We start from the raw sequence: 17,077 nt of genomic DNA, 5'->3' as shown, positions 1-17,077 counted from the left end.
GCTGCACCCATGAACCTTCGCCATATCGAGATTTTCCACGCCGTTTATGTCAACGGCTCGGTATCCGCCGCAGCCCGGGCGCTCAACGTGTCGCAGCCGTCGGTGTCCAAGACGCTCCGCCATGCCGAGACCCTGTTGGGGTTCGAGTTGTTCCAGCGTTCGAACGGGCGGCTGCTACCGACCGAGGACGCCCATGCGCTGTTCGCCGACGTGGCCGATATTCAGGAGCGGGTGCGTGCGCTGCGTGAGGCGGGGCGCAACCTGCGCATGGGCGCGGGCACGACGTTGCGCATTTCCGCGTTGCCCAGCCTGGGGCTGGGGGTGCTGCCCGATGCGGTCTCGCGGTTCCTCGCGCGGCGTCCTGATGTCCGCTTCGACTTGCAGACGGTCCATCACGACGATTTGCTGCGCAAACTCTATGAACGCGAAAGCGACATCGCCATCGCCAGCGAGCCGCCGCGTGGCGTGGCGCTCACCCATGACTGGCTGGGCGAGGGCGAGATGGTCGTCCTCTACCGCGAACGCGACATGCCCGATGCGCCGCCCCGGCTGGAATTGTCGCAACTGGTGGGGCGACCGCTGATCTCGCTCAAGGGCAGCGGCCCGATCGGCAAGCTGCTGTCCGAAGAAATCGACCGGCACGATCTGGTCCTCGACGAGATCGTGGTGGCGCGGACCTTCTATATCGCCGCAGCCCTGGTCCGTGCAGGGGTGGGGCTGGCGATCGTCGACAATTTCACGGCGGCGGCGTCGATGGCGCCGGGGCTCGCGATGCGGCCGCTTCGCCCCTCGATCACCTTCGACGTCCACGCCATCCACCTGCTCGATCGGCCACCTTCGATGCTGGCCGCCGAGTTCCTGACCCTGCTGAGCGAAGAGATCGAACGCCGATGATGGGTAGCCTGTTGCTGCCGCTGTTGCTGGCGGGCGCGCCGGTCGGGGCGCCGCTGCCGCCCGCCGCCGTCGAAGCGCTGGCCAAGGCGCCGCCGGGCACGCGGATCGGGCTCGTGGTGGTCGATGCCGAGGGACGCGAGATCGTCGCCCTGCGCCCCGACGAGCGCTTCATCCCGGCGTCGAACACCAAGCTGTTCACCACCGCCGCCGCCTTCGCAACGCTGGACGTGACGACACCCGACGTGCCGGGTGGGGCGACCGTCCGGCTGGAGGGGCAGCACATACCGACAGTGATCCTGGCCGGACATGGCGATGCCCGCCTGTCCTCCGCTCCCGATTGCCGTGTCGACTGCTTGGGCGAATTGGTGGCGGCGGTCGCCCGACGCACGCGTGTCGTGGGCGATGTGGTCGGCGACGACACGGCATTCTCAGACGAGCGCTGGCCGCAGGGGATGAGCTGGAATAACATGGACAGCGTCTATGGCACCGGCATCTCGGCGCTGACCCTGGATGACAATGTCACGATATTGACCGTGTCCCCCACGGCACCGGGCGAACCGCTCCAGGTCGTCGGGGACGGCTATTACCGGATCGAAAACGCCGCGACGACCGGTGAGGCCGGTAGTGGGAACGCGCTGTCGGTCCAGCGCATGCCGGGCAGCGATCTGCTGCGCGTGACCGGCAGTCTCGCGGCCGGGGCGACTCCGGTGGTCCTGAAGCTGGGCGTTGACGATCCGGCTCACCGGGCGGCCTGGCGGTTCGCGCAGCTTTTGCGCGCGGCGGGTGTGACGGTGAAGGGGCGCATTGCCGTGCGTCACCGGCCCTTGACGGACGCGGATGATCCCGCGCGCCGCGGCCGCGCTCCTGTTGCGGTGGCCGCACCCATTCCGGTACTGGCGGCCCTGACGCCGCCACCGCTGGCCGAGGATCTATACCAGACCAATAAGACGAGCCAGAATCTCCATGCCGAACTGCTGCTACGCCGACTTGGGGCTAGCGGCTCGGTCGCCGATGGTCATGCCGTCGTCGATGCGGTTCTGGCACGTGCGGGCATTGCCCGCGTGACCTACGACTTTGCCGATGGTGCGGGCATGTCCAATTACGACCGGGTCACCCCTCGCACGACGGTGGCGCTGCTGCGCTGGGCGGAGACGCAGCCCTGGGGCGCCGACTGGCGCGCGACCTTCCCGGTCGCGGCCACCGACGGGACGCTCGCGCGACGGTTCGTCGGCACGCCGCTGGCGGGTCGGCTGATGGCGAAGACCGGCACGCTCAACGCCGCCAATGCGCTGGCTGGCACGATGATCGCGGCGAGCGGTCGGATGCTGACCTTCGCGGCCTATGCCAACGACATGCCGGGCGACATGAGCGCGACCCCGGCGATCGACGCGGCGCTGGTGGCGATCGCCGGAGCGAATTGAGCGCCCGTTGATCAGCCCCGCATGAGCGCGAGGACGTTGGAGGCGAGCAGCGTCGGGGCGGGCGGCTGGGCCGCCAACGCCTTGGGCAACGGTACGATGACCCGGCCTAGCGCGGCCAGACCCGTGGCGGCGAGGAACCGGCGACGCTCGATCATATAAAAGTCTCCGTTGCGCGGGCGGGCAGGCCCGCAAGATAGAGCGCGCCGCTCAGTGCATCGCCCAGCGGTTCGCTGAGCCGGGCGACGGTCCGGGCGCGCAACCAGGGGCGCATCTTCGCCGACAGGCCGCCGAGCAGCGCGCATCGAGGTGCGCCGCGTTCGTAGATCGTCTCGATGAACCGCTCGATATGGCCTGCCGCGTCCTCGACGATCGAGCGAGCGATCGTATCGTCCGCTTCGGCATAGTCCATCACCAGCGGGGCGAAGCTGCCATAGTCGCGCGGGGTCGCCTGATCCATCCAGGCGATGGCGCGCGCCGTGTCATGGCCAAACCGCTCCGTGACTGCCGTGCTGAGCGGCGTCGCGCGCGTCCGTCCGTCCAGCGCGCGCAATGCGTGGCGCATCGCGCTGAGGCCCAGGGCCGCGCCGCTGCCCTCGTCGGAAATGGGGAAGCCATAGCCGCCGATCCGGAAGCTCCGCCCGGCTACCCGCACTTGCGCGATGCTGCCGGTGCCGATGATCAGCACGGCCCCGTCGCCGCCGCCATGCGCTCCCAGATTGGCGATGACGGCATCGGTGTCGAACACCGTCGAGGCGAAGGGAAAGACGAAGCCCTCCAGCGCCGCCCGAACGCCGGGGCGCGAGATGCCTGCGATGCCCATCGCCGCCCGGACGCTCGCGACCTGCTCCGCGTCGAGTCCGGCCGCGCGCACCGTATTCTCGGTCACTTGGCGCAGCGTCGTATAGAGCGCGTCCAGCCCCAGTCCGGCATTGGCGGGACCGGCCTGTTCGGTGGCCAGCATCCGACCCGCGCTGTCGACCAGGCGGCAGCGACAGGTGCTGCCGCCCGCATCCACGCCGAGAAAGAACTGCGTCATGTTCTGTTCTGCCCTTTCGTTATTGCGTCTGCACCTCGTCCAGCGTGGTGCGGAAGCGTCCGTCCAGCCAGTCGGTGATTTCACGGGCGGCGGGATGATCGATCGCCCCATAGCGTTCGCGTAACTCAGCGAAACGCGGACCGAGATTGTCGAGCCCGGTATCCTGGAGCGGCAGGATGTCGCGGTGCAATAGGGTGGCGAAGTCGGCGCCCAGCACCTGCTTCGCTGCCGCCAGAAATGCCTGGCCATAAGCGTAGCGCTCTCCCTCCCGATAGCTGGCCGCGAGCGTCAGCGCGGGAATGCAGGAGAGGAGCGGTTGCGATGAGGGGTTGATCGCATGACCCGCGACATGATGGCGGATCGCGGCCGGGCGACCGGTGAAGGCGCGCAGGTGCAGATATTGCGACATGCGCACACCGTCATTGACGGGGTAATTGTCCCAAAGACACACTTTGCGGCCGAGTTCGTGCTGTATCCGTTCCAGATGGGCAACACCGATCTCGCGGGACACGACTTCCTCGCCGGTCCAATAGACGCGCACGTTGCGATCGAGATAGCGCCCCAGCTCGGGCAGATAGGCGGGCGGCCGCTTTCCCCAAGCACGCTCGAGAATGGGATCGTCCGAATAGAAGCTGGGGCAGAAGAAGACCTGGGTCGCGCGGCTGTTGCTGGCGCAGAAATCGACGAGTTCGGCCTGGCCGCGCGCCAAATCAGGCAGTTCGGCGGGTAGGTCGTCGAACAGGATGGCGAGGTCCTGGATGCCCAGCGCGTCGAGCTGCCCCAGCTTCCGCTTCAGGGCGTCGCGCGATTCCTGGCTGAAGGGATGGGTGCTGCCTACCGGGGTCAGCGCGACACCGAAGCGCACGCCCAGCCTTTTGCACTCGGCGGCGAAGGCCGCGAGGGCTGCGAACTGTTCGGGCGGATGCGGCTCGCGCCAGCGGCGGCGCAGGAACGGGTCGGCCTTGGGCCCGTAATGATAGAAGCGATAGCCTGCCCCTGCCAGCGTCCCTAGCACGGTCGTTCGATCGGCCCAGCTCCATGGCTTACCGAAAAAGCCTTCGATCACGCCCAGGTTCAGCGCCATGTCTTCTCCTTTTTCCGGTTTTCGAGCACCGTCGTCACCGCTTGCCGCAGCACCGTCTCCCGCAGGGCGTCGAGCGTGGGATAGGGTTCGCCGTCCGGCCGGTGGACCCGGTTGGTGAGGAGGACGACGGTCACGTCCAGCTGGGGCGAGAAGGCGAACCAGGTGCCGGTGAAACCCGAATGCCCGTAAAAGGGGGCCGCGATCCCGGCGAGCTGCGTCTTGTGGAAACCCAGTGCCTGATCGGCATCGAAGGGCGTATGCTCGAACGCTGCGATCGTCCGGGCGGGCGCGAGCCGCCAGCCGCCGTAGCAGCCGCCGTTAAGGAGCAGCTGGGCATAGCGGGCTAGATCGGTCGCGGTCGAGAACAGCCCGGCATGGCCAGCCACCCCCCGCCAGCCGAGCGCGGCATTGGCATCATTCGCCTCGCCGACCAGCATCCGGTTCCGATATCCGTCGAAGGGCTGGGCCGATGGGAAAGGCGCGGCGGGGTAGGGCTTGCCGGTCTCCGCCATGCGCCGCTGATAGGCGTCGCCCTGCGACGTCGTGGCCGCGCGCCGACGCAAGGACGGTGACGGCAGGAAGCCGGTATCGGTCATGCCGAGCGGGTGATAGATTCGTTCGCGGACATAACGGTCCAGCGGTGTGCCCGTGACCCGCTCCACGACGGCCCCCAGCAGCATGAAACCGATGTCGGAATAGGCGAAGCGCGAGCCCCGCGGATAACGGCGCGGCAGCGCCGCCAGATAGGGCAGCACCTGGCCCGAGGCGTCGCGGTGCAGCCAGGTCGGCTGCCATTCCCAAAGCCCTGCTCGGTGGGTCAGTAACTGACGGACGGTGATGTCCGCCTTGTCGGTGCTCCGAAACGCGGGCAGCAACATACCCAGCCGGTCGTCGAGCGACAGGCGGCCGGTACCGACGAGATGGAGGATCGCCGCGGTGGTCGCCTCGATCTTGGTGATCGAGGCCATGTCGAAAAGCGTGTCGACCGCCATTGCGCGCGGCGTGGCGAGCGTCCGCAGCGTGCCGTCGGGCGCGCTGGTCAGCGTCTGTGCATCGCCGAAGGCCGCCTGATGAACGATCCGCCCCCGATCGGTGACGATCAGTACCGCGCCCGGATAGAGTGCGCCGACGCCGTCGCGAATCGCCGCATCGATCGGTGCGAAACGCATGTCGTCAACGCGAGCGGATGTGGTGTTCAGGATCGGACAGGCGGGGGAAGCCGCGAGAACCGGTGCCGCGCATAGGCCGAGGCACATGAAAAGCGGGGCGATGCGGGCGCGGCGGGTTCGCGCGGCTCGAATCGTCATGCGCTTCATCGTTCCGTCATAGCATGGCGGCCAATGGTCACCCATTCCACCATGGCGGACCGCCATAACGGCCGGCCATGCCCTTGGCGACGGTGACCGGTTCTCAAACCCGATTCTCCGATGGTGGTTGGGGCCGTTCGGCACTTTCCGGGCTCTCGCAGCTCCAGTGGCGCGCACGCGGCGTGTGGCCGATCCCCGGATTGAGCTGATTTCGCGGATCGATGTGGCGATAGAATTGGGCCAGTGCGGGCGGCGCGACATAGAGGTGGCCGACATTGTGCTCGGCCGGATATTGCGCGCCCCGCGCGTCGAGCAAGGCCCATAGCGCATGTTCGAACGCCACGGGATCGGTGCCTTTGCGCACGATATAGTCCTGATGGAAGACGTGGCAGAAGAAATGGCCGTAATAGAGCGCATGGATGACCTGGGCATCCAGCGCCGGCGGCAATGTCTCGGTCCATATCCCGGCGTTGCGGGGCAGCGCGACGTCGAGCGCGACGATGTCGGCGACGTCGTCGGCATGTATCGCCCGATAACGGACCGCCGCTCCCGCCGCGACGAACCGGTGAAGGAACGCCTTGGCGCTGTCCGCGGCGCTGCATTCGACATAGTCGCCCGCGTCGTCACCGGGGAGCAGCCGGGTCAGCAGGGCGCGGGTTTCGTCGATCTGATCGATCGACACCTTCAGCATCAGGTGATGGGCGAAGCGATCACGATAGCCCCGCATCCAGCCGGGCAGCGGATCCGGGATGAAACGTCCCGCCGCCTGGAGCAGACGATCACTCAGGCCCCTGGACAGGCGACCCGCGAGCGCATCGAACCGTGCCTTGGCAGCGAAGAGGGCGGGTAGCCGTTCGGTGCCGAGCCGCTCGATCGCGAAGAAGGTGTCGCGCCCATAGCGATCCGCCACGTCGAAGGCGGTCCGGTGCATATATTCGGCCGCAATCGGTAGCCTGTCGAGATCGCGCAGCATCGTGCGCCGCAGATCGGTGAGACGATCGGCCTCGTTGGTGCCGATATAGAAGGTGGCGGCGCCCGCTTCGCGTGGGAAGGTGTCGAGGCGCACCGCGAAGACGATCAGCTTGCCCGCACTTCCCGCCGCCTCGAACAGGCAGCGCGGGTCGGCGTTGAAACGGGCGGGGACAGGGCTGTCGATTGCCCGGACATGTTCGGCATAGCGATGGTCGTGCGCCCATCGATCATCCACGTCTTCGATGCATGCGTCACTGAATTCGCCGCGATCGAGGCGCGACAGGATCGTCTCCGGTTCCTCGCCCAGCGCCATGCCCAGGTGATTGACCAGGTGCAGTCGGCCATCGGGCTGGACGGCCGCGAACAGGGCCAGCTGGGTATAGGCGGGCCCGCGCCGGATCAGTGATCCACCCGAATTGTTGCAGATGCCGCCGACCACCGACGCGCCGAAACAGGATGATCCGATGACCGAATGCGGCTCACGCCCATAAGGCCGCAGGGCCTGTTCGAGCGCATATAGGGTCGTGCCCGGCAGGCACAGCACCTGCTTGCCGCCCCGGATCACGCTCAGCCGCGACAAGCGCGTGGTGCTGATGATGACGAGGCCGCCGGGATAATCGTCGCCATCGGGGGTGGAGCCGCCGGTGAGCCCGGTATTCGACGCCTGAAGCAGGATCGAGACATCGGCGGCGACGCAGGCCTGGGCTACGCGCCACATCTCGACCAGGCTTCCCGGACGCACCACGGCGATCGCCGCTCCCTCGCCGGTGCGATAGCCCTTGCGAAACCGTGCCGTGGCGCGTGGCGCGGTCAGGACATGACGGCGGCCGACCGCGTTGCGCAGCAGGGCGAGCAGCGTGGCAGCGTCGTTCGGGGCCGTAGGACGTGTCATAACCTGAGTAAATACCACTATGCACAGCGGTGCAAGTGGCATGCTATTGGTTTGCATGTTGGGGAGGATCGGGATAGCATTTCGCATCGCATGAGGATCGGCTCGAGGAGCATGGGATGCTGAGGATCGACGTCGCGCTATCCGATGCCGGGAGCATGGTGAACGAGGATGCGATCGGCCATTTCGGCGATGCGGCCTGGGTGATCGACGGAGCCACGGGGATCGGTACATCCCTGCTGGACGCGCCCAGCGACGCGGCATGGCTGGCGCAGACCGCCAATCGGCTGATCGCCGCCGCCCTTGCCGAAGATCCGGACTGTACCACAATCGAGATATTGCGCGATGTCATGACGCGCTGCGCGACCGCGCTTGCGGATGCGCAGGTTCGCGCTTTCGATGGCACCCACGAACTGCCCTCGGCGGCTTTTGCCATGATCCGGTTGCGTGGTGATGCTGCCGAGATCACCGCGCTGGCCGACTGCCGCGTAGCGGCGGTGGACGATGCCGGGGTTGCGCGATTGTTCGGCACCTATGCGCTCGATGTCGTCGAGGCGCGGACGCTGGCTGCGGTCAAGGCGATTCGCGAGGAAAACCCCTCGATCGACTCCGAGGCCTTGAAGAATCTGCTGTTGCCGGGACTGAGCGCCAATCGCCATCTGAAGAACCGCGACGGCGGCTATTGGGTGCTCGGGACGGAGCCTGCCGCCGCCGACCATCTCTGGCAGGCGACGGTTCCGCTCCATCCCGGCCAGCGCTTCGCCATTGCCAGCGACGGGTTCCTGCGACTCGTGGAACTGTTCGATGTGGCGACGCCCGACGATCTGCTGGCTATCGCCACGCCGGAGGACGGTGCCGCCTGGCTGGCGCGGTTGCGCGATATCGAAAGCGAGCCGGATTCGCTGCGGCGTCATATCCGGGTGAAGCGGCACGACGATGCCAGTCTGATCGTCTGCACTTGGGACCCGTCCTGCTGATGCTGGTGATGGGCTATATGAGCGGGACGTCGCTGGACGGCGTCGACGTCGCACTGATCGAGACGGATGGCGAGCGGATCGAGGCGTTCGGCTCCACGGCGATGACCCCCTTTACCGACGCCCAACGCGTGAGCATCGAACAGGCGACGCGCGATGCGCTGGCATGGAACGGCTATGGTGCGATGCCGTCATCGTTCGATACGGCGTCAACCGTCATTGAGCGGGTGCATATCGAGGCTGGCGAGCGGCTGATGGCGGAGGCCGGGCGGCGTCCGGACCTGATCGGCTTTCACGGCCAGACGCTGCTCCATCGGCCCGAGCGCGGCCTGTCGGTCCAGATCGGCGATCCCCAGATGCTGGCGGATGTCCTGGGCGTGCCGGTAGTCGCGCAAATGCGGCAGGATGATCTGCAGGCCGGCGGGCAGGGTGCCCCGCTGGTGCCTGTCTATCACGCCGCGCTTGCCGAGTATCTTGGCATCGCGCGGCCGGTCGCGTTCCTCAATATCGGGGGCGTTGCGAACCTGACCTGGATCGGGGCGGACAGGAGCTTGATCGCGTTCGATACGGGACCGGGCAACGGCTTGATCGACCAGCTCGTCCAGTCGCGCGGGGCGGGCCGTTATGACGATGGGGGCCGTTTTGCCGCTGCGGGCTGTGTCGCCACGGACATTCTGGCCCGTCTGCTGACGCACGACTATTTTCAGGGAGAGGGAGCGAGATCGCTCGATCGCTATGACTTTCCGCTCGACTGGGTGGCGGCCTGTTCGATCGAGGATGCCGCCGCCACACTGACTGCGTTCACGGCGGAGGCCGTGGCCCTGGCGGCGCGGACATTGCCCGCCCCGCCCGAATTGTGGATCGTGTGCGGGGGCGGGGGACATAATCCGGTATTGATGGCGGCGTTGCGCGATCGCCTCGGGGGCTGCCGGACGGCGGACGAGATCGGTCTGCGCAGCGATTTTATCGAGGCCGAGGCGATGGCCTTCCTCGCTGCACGTAGCCTGCATGGTCTGCCGCTGACCTTTCCGGGCACGACCGGTGTCGTCGAACCCTTGACCGGCGGTCGCCTTTGGCGACCACGCAATAATACCAAAATATAATACCACCTGTTTACATATTGAGGAGAGGTATACATGATCGCGGTGGGGCCCCAGGCCTGCCACAGGTCGTGATCCATGATCGGCAGACTGGGTTCGGGCATATCAGGGAGGGACTGCAATGATGACGTCGTACCGACATAGCGTAGCCGCAGCCGCACTGGCGGTAGCCCTTGTGCAGGCACCCGCAGCCTTGCAGGCCCAGACGGCCTCTGCGACGCCCGCGACCCAGGACGGTTCGACGTCCAGCGGCGAGGTCGTGGTTACGGGGACGCGCATTCCCGCCACCGGCCTGACCTCCAGCAGCCCGGTCGCCTCGACGAACGAGGCGCAGATCAGATTGCGGTCCGCGCTGACGATCGAGGATTTCTCCACCACCATCCCGCAGCTTTCGGGCGGTGTGCGCCAGGGCTCGCAGGGCAGCGATGCGTTCGGCGCGCAGGTTCTCGAACTACGCAATTTCGGTCAAAGCCGCTCGTTGGTGCTGATCGACGGCACTCGTGCGGCACCGTTCAGTTTCCGGAACTCGGTCGACGTCAATGCCATTCCCGCATCGCTCATCAAGCGCGTCGATGTGCTGACCGGTGGTGCGGCGGCGGTCTATGGCGCGGATGCCGTCGCGGGCGTCGTGAACTTCATCCTCAACGACGAATATGAGGGCATCCGCGGCACCGCAACCAGCCGGTTGTCGGTCCATGGCGGTGCGCAATATGGCGGCTCGCTGATGCTGGGAACCGGCATTGGTGACCGTGGCAATCTGGTGATCGCGGCGGACTATACCCAGCGCGACGGTGTGCGGGCGGGACAGCGCAGCTGGGCCGCGACGCCCAACCAAACCATTCCGAGCATCGGCGGCGTCTTCACCGACGTCGCGAGCGGTCGACGCTTCGGCTTCACGGACGATGGCACGTTCACGACCACTCCTTCCGCCGCCTCCAACATCTCGGCCACCTACCCCCTGATCTCGCCGCTCAAGCGGATCAACGTGGCCGCGCTGTACAAATATGAGATCACGCCGCAGATCGAGGTCTATGGCCGGGCCATGTATACCAATGCCCGTACCGAGGAGACGGGTACCCCCGGGGCGGCGCCCGCATCGGTCAACCGCACCGTTGGGATCAGCGCGACCAATCCGTTTCTGACGGATGCGATCCGCAACCAGTTGACGTTCGTGAACGGCACCGCCCAGGTAAACGTGTCCCGGTCGCTCAGCGAACTGGGGCTGATCCGCTATGCCACCGAGCGTGACACATTGCAGATCCAGTCGGGCCTGCGCGGACCATTGACCGATGCGGTGCGGTGGAACGTCTATGCGCAATATGGCCGTTCGACGGAATCGTCGCTGATCTCGGGCGATGGCCTTATCACCAGCCCGGCGGGCGCGAACAATTTCGCGTCGATCGTCAATACGGTCAACATCTTCGGGCCCAACCGGCCCGGGCTGGCCGCCGCGCTGGGCAGTACGATCGACGGCTTCAACCGCAAGCGTGACCAGTTCGTCACGGCAGGGACGGTCAGCGGCACGCTGGCCGAGCTGTTCTCCCTGCCTGCCGGGCCGATCGGCTTTGCCGGCGGCGTCGAATATCGGCGGGAAACGGCGAGCATCAATCAGGATAGTGCGTTGCTGACCGGCAACACCTATCGCCAGGGCGTGCAGGCCGCCTATCGCGGCGCGTTCGATGTCATCGAACTCTATGGCGAAGTCCTTGTCCCGCTGATCCACGACACTCCGCTGATCCGAAAGCTCGACGTCGGCGGCGCCTATCGCCTGTCGGATTATAATCGGTTCGGCACGCACGGTACGTGGAAGGTCGAGGGTAACTGGGAAGTCGACCGCAACCTGCGGCTGCGGGGCACCTATCAGCGCGTTTTGCGGACGCCCAATTTCGGGGAATTCGCCGCCAGTACCTCGTCGCTGCCGCTCAACAGCCTGGTCACCGTCGATCGCCTGAAGCCGCGCTATGGCGGCGATCCTTGCGTGATCGGCACCGGCAATGCGGCGCAATGCGCGCGGTTCGGCGCTCCGTCGGTGGGATCGGCCAATTCCACCGCCCCCGGCTACCTGACCGGCAACTATTATTATGGCGGCAATCCCGACATCAAACCGGAAACCGGCTATACGACGACGGCGGGCGTGGTGTTCACGCCGACTTTCCTGCCGGGCCTGAACGTGACGGTCGACTATTACAATCTCGACCTGCGTGGAGCGGTCGGCGTGATCCAGCCGATCGCGGCGATCACGAGCTGCTACATCACCAATCCGACCGCGAACAATCCGCTATGCGCGCTGGTCACGCGCAACTCGAACGGCACCTTCGCCGATGCCTTCGTCAACAACCAGAATCTGGGTCGCCTGCTGCAACGCGGCTTCGACATCTCGGCGGCCTATACCCTGCGACCGGACTGGCTGCCGGGCAAGGGCCTTCGGGCGAGCTATCAGGGCAATATCGTCACATCCTACCTGATCCAGGCGAACCCGACTGTGTCCGCAGTTCAGTGCAAGGGGACGTTCGGTGCCACCTGCTCCAGCGACGGCACGACGCTCGTCCAGCCGGATTATCGCCACACGGCCGGGCTCGGCTGGCTGTTGGACGGGGGCGTGATCCAGTTCGACTGGCAGCGCATCGGCAAGGTCCGGTCGAGCACGGTCGGATCGACCGAGACGCTGAAGGCGCAGGATGTCTTCGACCTATCGGCCTCCTACGACTTCACCGATGTCGTCACGATGAGCGCCGGCGTCTACAACCTGTTCGACAAGGCGCCGCCGCGTGTGTCGACGGGCGGTGTGTTCAACACCTTCCCCGACACCTACGACATTCTGGGGCGGACGATCGGCTTCTCGCTGACCGCGCATCTCTGACCGGATAGCCTTGCCACGGCGTCCGGCCCGATCGGTGGGCCGGACGCCATCGCCTCATGCCTGCGGGCCTTTGGTCCGGGGCGATCGGAGTATGCTTCGATGATGCTGCCCTTCTCCATGGCCGACTGGCTCGTGATCGTTGGCTATCTGCTGCTGCTGGTCGCGGGCGGGTGGCTCTTGACGCCGCGCCAGACGGCGTCGGCTCGCGAATATTTCCTGGCGGGCGGCACCGTTCCCGCCTGGCTCGCGGCGCTGTCGGTCCTGTCCGCCACCCAGTCGGCGGCGACTTTCCTCGGTGGGCCGGACTATGGCTATCACGGCGACCTGACCTATCTCAGCGCCAATATCGGTGGCGGGCTGATCGGGGCGATCTTCGTGGCCCATGTCCTGATCCCACGCTTCTACGCGATCCGCGCGAATACCGCCTATGAGTTGCTGACCCTGCGGTTCAGCGAGCGAGCGACCCGCTGGGCGGGTGGCATGTTCCTGGTCGGGAGGGTCTTTGCCGGTGGCGCGCGCGTGTATCTCGCCGCCATCGCGCTGGCGATGGTCGTTACGGGCGGCGTCGGCGTGCAGGGCATCGTGATCGCCGCCGCCGCGCTGGTCGTGGCGAGTGTCGCGTTCACCTTCGTCGGCGGTCTGAAGTCGGTTCTGTGGAACGACCTGATCCAGTTCGTCGTCTATGTCGGCTCGGCGGTCGCGGTGCTGGCATTCCTGCGCCTGTCGATCCCCGCCTCCAATGCCCAGATCCTGCAGGCGCTGGCCCATACCCCGCAGGGTGTCGACAAGCTGCGGCTGTTCGATTTCTCCCTGGACCTCTCGCGGCCCTTCTCGATGCTGGCGATCGTTACCGGGCTTGCACTGCTCTATATCGCCAATGCGGGCATGGACCAGGACACCACGCAGCGCCTGCTTTCGTGCAGGGATGCAAAGACGGGCGCGCGTAGCCTCTATCTGTCGGTGCTGGCGACGGTGCCGACCGTCGGCATGTTCATTGTCATCGGCCTGTTGCTGTACGTGTTCTATGACCGCCCCGACCTGATGGTTGGTTCCGGCGCCATCGCCGCCAGCGAGTTTGAGGGGCAGAAGATCAGCATTTTCATGCACTATATCCTGACGCAATTGCCCGGCGGCCTGCGCGGCCTGGTGACGATCGGCATCTGCGCGGCGGCGGTGGCGACCACCAATTCCGCGCTGAATGCGATGTCGTCGGTGCTGGTGCAGGATTTCTATCGCCCCTGGCGAGAACGGCGCGGGCCGGTCGAGGAGCATCACTTCGTCCAGGCCGGGCGCGCAGGCATGGGGATCATCGGCTTCGCGATGTTCCTGATGGCCGTCCTCTCCTTCTATTGGCAGCGCCACAGCTCGATGGGCCTGCTGGAGTTCGCGCTGCAGGTGATGGTGTTCAGCTATGCGGGGCTGCTGGGTGTCTATTTCACCGCCTTGTTCACCACGCGCGGGACGACCGGTTCGGCCATCGCCGCGATGTTGATCGGTTTCCTGACGATCATCCTCCTGCAACCTGCCATCGCGCGCGCCATCGGCCTGCCTCTCCAACTGAGCGGGCTCTCCTTTCCTTTTCAGCTTTGCATAGGAACCGCCCTGGCGTTCCTGGTCTGCGCTGCGCCATCGGGCGCGGGCCGCTCCGCATCGAAGCTCCCATCGGGATCGACGCTATGATGAAAACCGAAACGCTCGACGCACGCTATCTCGACCTCGATAAGTGGCCGACGGAATCGGCCGTCCAGGCGATGCTGGAAGGCCAGATGGCGGCCATTGCCGCCATCCAGTCGCAGACCGCTGCGATCGCGCGGGCCGCCGAAGCGGCGGCGGCACGGCTCGGCCATGAGGGACGCCTGATCTATGTCGGGGCAGGCACTTCCGGCCGGCTCGCCGTGCAGGACGGGACGGAGCTGAACCCCACGTTCAACTGGCCTATGAAACGCCTGATCTTCCTGATGGCGGGCGGTTATGGCGCGCTGACACAGGCATATGAAGGGGCGGAGGACAATACCGAGGCGGCACGCGCCGATATCGATGGCTGCGCGATCACCCCGTCCGATGTCGTCATCGGCGTGGCAGCCAGCGGCTCAACGCCCTACACCGTCGCGGCAATCGAGCATGCCAGAACGCTCGGTGCGCTGACGATCGGGATTTCGAACAATGCGGGGACTCCGCTGATCGCACATGCCGAGCATCATGTGCTGGCCGATACGGGCAGCGAAGTTCTGGCGGGGTCGACCCGGATGAAGGCGGGCACCGCGCAAAAGGCGGTGCTGAACCTGTTGTCCACCGCACTGATGCTGCGCCTGGGATTTGTCTATCGCGGGCGAATGGTGGCCATGCGCGTTTCCAACGCGAAACTCTTGCAACGCGGTCGCCGCATGATCCAGGAACTGGCCGGTGTGGAGGCAGAGGTGGCGATCCGTGCGCTCGACGTGGCAGACAATGATATAAGGCGTGGCGTCCTCGTCGCCATGGGGGTCTCCCTGGGCGAGGCCGACGCGCTGCTCGATGCGCATCATGGCAGCCTGCGCGCGGTGCTGCAGGCGCTGGATGCACCGGAGGCGTGACGATGCGCGACATCGCCTGGACGCGGAGCGACGAAGCGACGCCCCTGTATCTCCAACTCGCCCAAAGCCTGCGCGAGCATATCGACGGCGGGGGGATCGATCCGGGCAGCGCGCTGCCCTCGGAACGGGAACTGAGCGAAATGGTGGGCCTGTCGCGCGTCACCGTTCGTAAGGGCATAAGGCAGTTGATCGACGAAGGCGTGCTGGTCAGCCGCCACGGGTCGGGCACCTTCGTCGCGCGGCGGATCGAAGCATCGGGCGCGAAGCTGAATAGCTTTACCGATGACACCCGGTCGCGAGGGCAGGATCCCGGCGTTGTATGGATCTACAAATCCTACGCGCTGCCTACCGAGGAGGAAGCTGCGGCGGTGGGGGTGGCCCCCAATGTCCGCGTCGCCCGGCTGGGTCGCGTCCGTCTGGTCGGCGACGAGCCGCTGGCGATCGAGCATGCGGTGATCCCTGCGATCTTCATGCCCGATCTCGATGCGCTGGGCGACTCCCTCTATCAGGCGCTGGAAACCCATGGCTTTCGCCCGACATCGGGCACGCAGCGCGTCCGCGCCTCGCTCGCGACGCAAACCGAAGCTGGAATCCTGAATGTACGACACAATTCCGAGGTTTTGCGGATCGAGCGCTGCACTCGCATTCCTGATGGCCGCATCGTGGAATTCACCCGTTCGGTCTATCGTGGGGATCGATACGAATTCGTAACCGATTTGAACGTCGTCTGATCAGCCGGTGCCTTGCGAAACCCTGATTTGCCGTTCGGCCCCGGCAAATGTTATGCTGGGAATGACCATGATGTCTCCAGGTCGGCACCTTTACGGCTATTCCGGGCGATCCTGTTCGCGACAACTGGCGGGCAGACAGGAGAAATCTTGCCAAATGCGCTGGGAGGCGGTCATCTGGTAGCATCGGAGGGCAAGCGATAGGGGTATTAGTTGCAGGATTCGGGCGATCCAACACCGCTGGCTGAAGGGCGAACCCGGTTGCGTCGCCTGAACATAAACCTGCTCTACGCGCTCGACGCGTTGCTCCATTCACCATCCTTGACCGCCGCGGCGCAGTCCATCGCGATCAGCCAGCCCGCGATGAGCGTCAAGCTGCGCCAGTTGCGCGATCAATTCAAAGACGAGTTGGTCGTGTTCGGTGAGCGTCGTCAGTTGACGGCCTTGGGCGAGGCGCTGCGCCAACGGGTCGGTCGCTTGCTGCGCGAGGTCGATGACACGTTCCACTTGACGTTGGATTTCGATCCGGCAACGGCGCGGCGGACGATTACCATGACGGCACCCGAGGTCGTGGAACTGATGTTCTTCAGTCGCGTCGTGCCGCGACTGCGTGCGGTGGCACCGGGCATCGAACTGAAAATGACGCCTTTCGTTCATGGCTCCGTCCGGCGTTTGTTCGATGCGGGCGTGGATATTGCCGTCGTTCCGCAGGCAATGGTCGACAAGGATCTGTGTGCCGCGCGCCTGATCGATCACGCGCCGAGTGCGCTGGTACGTGCGTCGCATCCCCTGGCGGGCCGTCGCGTCGGCGAAAAGACCTATCTCGAAGCGTCTCATGCGGGCGTGCACGCGGACATGGAACGTGCCATATTCGGCGACTTTGCGAATGACAGTCCGCTTGCACGGCGTAACGTCGCGATACGGACGGGCCTCCATTCGATGTTGCCGGTGCTGGCGATCGGGTCCGATCTGATCGTCACGACGAGCAACTGGTTCGCGCAGCATCAGGCCGCATTCCTGCCCGTCACCATTCTCGAACTGGATTTCCCCGTCACATCGACCGATCTCGTCGTCCAGTGGCAACCCTATCGCGACAAGGAGCCTGTCATTCGCTGGCTGGTCGCCGAATTGGAACGCGCGGCGGCGGGGCTCGGCAAGCCGCTCGATCTGGAATTATAGGGGCATAACCAAATACGATTTGATGATGCCTGTGGTTGCGCGCAGTTTCTTCACGACGAA

14 protein-coding genes are annotated in these 17,077 nt (G+C 65.7%); 9 read left to right on the top strand and 5 right to left on the bottom strand.

The window, feature by feature from the left end:
- Window positions 1–9: 9 nt before the first annotated feature.
- Window positions 10–894, top strand: a complete 885-nt coding sequence (locus QE360_RS16055) for a LysR family transcriptional regulator (protein ID WP_307098271.1) — start codon at window positions 10–12, stop codon at window positions 892–894.
- Window positions 891–2,315 (top strand): D-alanyl-D-alanine carboxypeptidase/D-alanyl-D-alanine-endopeptidase, encoded by a 1,425-nt coding sequence (dacB, locus tag QE360_RS16050; protein ID WP_309703153.1) that lies wholly within the window; start codon window positions 891–893, stop codon window positions 2,313–2,315. The genes QE360_RS16055 and dacB overlap by 4 nt, the downstream gene beginning before the upstream one ends.
- A gap of 11 nt (window positions 2,316–2,326) precedes the next feature.
- Here the strand turns inward: dacB and QE360_RS16045 are convergent, their stop codons facing one another.
- The 5 genes from QE360_RS16045 to dld all read right to left on the bottom strand — a co-directional run bounded on the left by QE360_RS16045 (window position 2,327) and on the right by dld (window position 7,606).
- The gene (locus QE360_RS16045) at window positions 2,327–2,470 is read right to left on the bottom strand and encodes a hypothetical protein (protein ID WP_309703150.1); all 144 of its coding nucleotides are present in this window, start codon (window positions 2,468–2,470) and stop codon (window positions 2,327–2,329) included.
- On the bottom strand, window positions 2,467–3,351 hold the full coding sequence (locus QE360_RS16040) for a BadF/BadG/BcrA/BcrD ATPase family protein (protein ID WP_309703147.1): 885 nt from the start codon (window positions 3,349–3,351) through the stop codon (window positions 2,467–2,469). The genes QE360_RS16045 and QE360_RS16040 overlap by 4 nt, the downstream gene beginning before the upstream one ends.
- Before the next feature lie 19 nt (window positions 3,352–3,370).
- Complete coding sequence (locus tag QE360_RS16035; RefSeq protein ID WP_309703146.1) at window positions 3,371–4,435, bottom strand: beta-N-acetylglucosaminidase domain-containing protein; 1,065 nt, start codon at window positions 4,433–4,435, stop codon at window positions 3,371–3,373.
- Window positions 4,426–5,604 carry a serine hydrolase gene (locus QE360_RS16030; RefSeq protein WP_309703143.1) on the bottom strand — a complete coding sequence of 393 codons (1,179 nt, stop codon included), beginning with the start codon at window positions 5,602–5,604 and terminating at the stop codon, window positions 4,426–4,428. The genes QE360_RS16035 and QE360_RS16030 overlap by 10 nt, the downstream gene beginning before the upstream one ends.
- Window positions 5,605–5,845: 241 nt before the next feature.
- Window positions 5,846–7,606, bottom strand: a complete 1,761-nt coding sequence (gene dld, locus QE360_RS16025) for a D-lactate dehydrogenase (RefSeq protein ID WP_309703141.1) — start codon at window positions 7,604–7,606, stop codon at window positions 5,846–5,848.
- 116 nt (window positions 7,607–7,722) lie between these two features.
- Here dld and QE360_RS16020 point away from each other — a divergent pair, with 116 nt between their 5' ends.
- The 7 genes from QE360_RS16020 to QE360_RS15990 all read left to right on the top strand — a co-directional run bounded on the left by QE360_RS16020 (window position 7,723) and on the right by QE360_RS15990 (window position 17,017).
- Window positions 7,723–8,580 (top strand): protein phosphatase 2C domain-containing protein, encoded by an 858-nt coding sequence (locus QE360_RS16020; protein WP_309703139.1) that lies wholly within the window; start codon window positions 7,723–7,725, stop codon window positions 8,578–8,580.
- Window positions 8,562–9,680: an anhydro-N-acetylmuramic acid kinase gene (locus QE360_RS16015; protein WP_309703137.1), complete on the top strand. Its 1,119-nt coding sequence runs from the start codon at window positions 8,562–8,564 to the stop codon at window positions 9,678–9,680. Before QE360_RS16020 ends, QE360_RS16015 begins: the two co-directional genes overlap by 19 nt.
- Before the next feature lie 118 nt (window positions 9,681–9,798).
- Window positions 9,799–12,537, top strand: coding sequence for a TonB-dependent receptor domain-containing protein (locus tag QE360_RS16010; protein ID WP_309703134.1), 2,739 nt, complete (start codon window positions 9,799–9,801; stop codon window positions 12,535–12,537).
- 99 nt (window positions 12,538–12,636) lie between these two features.
- Window positions 12,637–14,217, top strand: a complete 1,581-nt coding sequence (locus QE360_RS16005) for a sodium:solute symporter (protein ID WP_309703132.1) — start codon at window positions 12,637–12,639, stop codon at window positions 14,215–14,217.
- A complete protein-coding gene (locus QE360_RS16000) occupies window positions 14,217–15,110 on the top strand; it encodes an N-acetylmuramic acid 6-phosphate etherase (protein ID WP_309704205.1) in 894 nt (297 codons plus the stop codon). Before QE360_RS16005 ends, QE360_RS16000 begins: the two co-directional genes overlap by 1 nt.
- Window positions 15,111–15,112: 2 nt before the next feature.
- Window positions 15,113–15,841, top strand: coding sequence for a GntR family transcriptional regulator (locus tag QE360_RS15995; RefSeq protein ID WP_309703130.1), 729 nt, complete (start codon window positions 15,113–15,115; stop codon window positions 15,839–15,841).
- Window positions 15,842–16,051: 210 nt separating this feature from the next.
- Entirely contained in the window at window positions 16,052–17,017 is a 966-nt protein-coding gene (locus QE360_RS15990) for a LysR family transcriptional regulator (protein ID WP_309703129.1), read from the top strand.
- Window positions 17,018–17,077 lie beyond the last annotated feature (60 nt).

Source organism: Sphingomonas sp. SORGH_AS_0789 (assembly GCF_031453055.1).
Classification (GTDB): Bacteria; Pseudomonadota; Alphaproteobacteria; order Sphingomonadales; family Sphingomonadaceae; genus Sphingomonas.
Note: the sequence above shows the minus strand (reverse complement) of the source record. Positions and strands in the feature narration are given on the sequence as shown.

What these genes read in the sequence shown, in the direction of transcription:
- QE360_RS16055 (WP_307098271.1), top strand. Translation starts at nt 10, where the DNA reads ATGAACCTTCGCCATATCGAGATTTTCCACGCCGTTTATGTCAACGGC.
- dacB (WP_309703153.1), top strand. Translation starts at nt 891, where the DNA reads ATGATGGGTAGCCTGTTGCTGCCGCTGTTGCTGGCGGGCGCGCCGGTC.
- QE360_RS16045 (WP_309703150.1), bottom strand. Translation starts at nt 2,470, where the DNA reads ATGATCGAGCGTCGCCGGTTCCTCGCCGCCACGGGTCTGGCCGCGCTA.
- QE360_RS16040 (WP_309703147.1), bottom strand. Translation starts at nt 3,351, where the DNA reads ATGACGCAGTTCTTTCTCGGCGTGGATGCGGGCGGCAGCACCTGTCGC.
- QE360_RS16035 (WP_309703146.1), bottom strand. Translation starts at nt 4,435, where the DNA reads ATGGCGCTGAACCTGGGCGTGATCGAAGGCTTTTTCGGTAAGCCATGG.
- QE360_RS16030 (WP_309703143.1), bottom strand. Translation starts at nt 5,604, where the DNA reads ATGCGTTTCGCACCGATCGATGCGGCGATTCGCGACGGCGTCGGCGCA.
- dld (WP_309703141.1), bottom strand. Translation starts at nt 7,606, where the DNA reads ATGACACGTCCTACGGCCCCGAACGACGCTGCCACGCTGCTCGCCCTG.
- QE360_RS16020 (WP_309703139.1), top strand. Translation starts at nt 7,723, where the DNA reads ATGCTGAGGATCGACGTCGCGCTATCCGATGCCGGGAGCATGGTGAAC.
- QE360_RS16010 (WP_309703134.1), top strand. Translation starts at nt 9,799, where the DNA reads ATGATGACGTCGTACCGACATAGCGTAGCCGCAGCCGCACTGGCGGTA.
- QE360_RS16005 (WP_309703132.1), top strand. Translation starts at nt 12,637, where the DNA reads ATGATGCTGCCCTTCTCCATGGCCGACTGGCTCGTGATCGTTGGCTAT.
- QE360_RS16000 (WP_309704205.1), top strand. Translation starts at nt 14,217, where the DNA reads ATGAAAACCGAAACGCTCGACGCACGCTATCTCGACCTCGATAAGTGG.
- QE360_RS15995 (WP_309703130.1), top strand. Translation starts at nt 15,113, where the DNA reads ATGCGCGACATCGCCTGGACGCGGAGCGACGAAGCGACGCCCCTGTAT.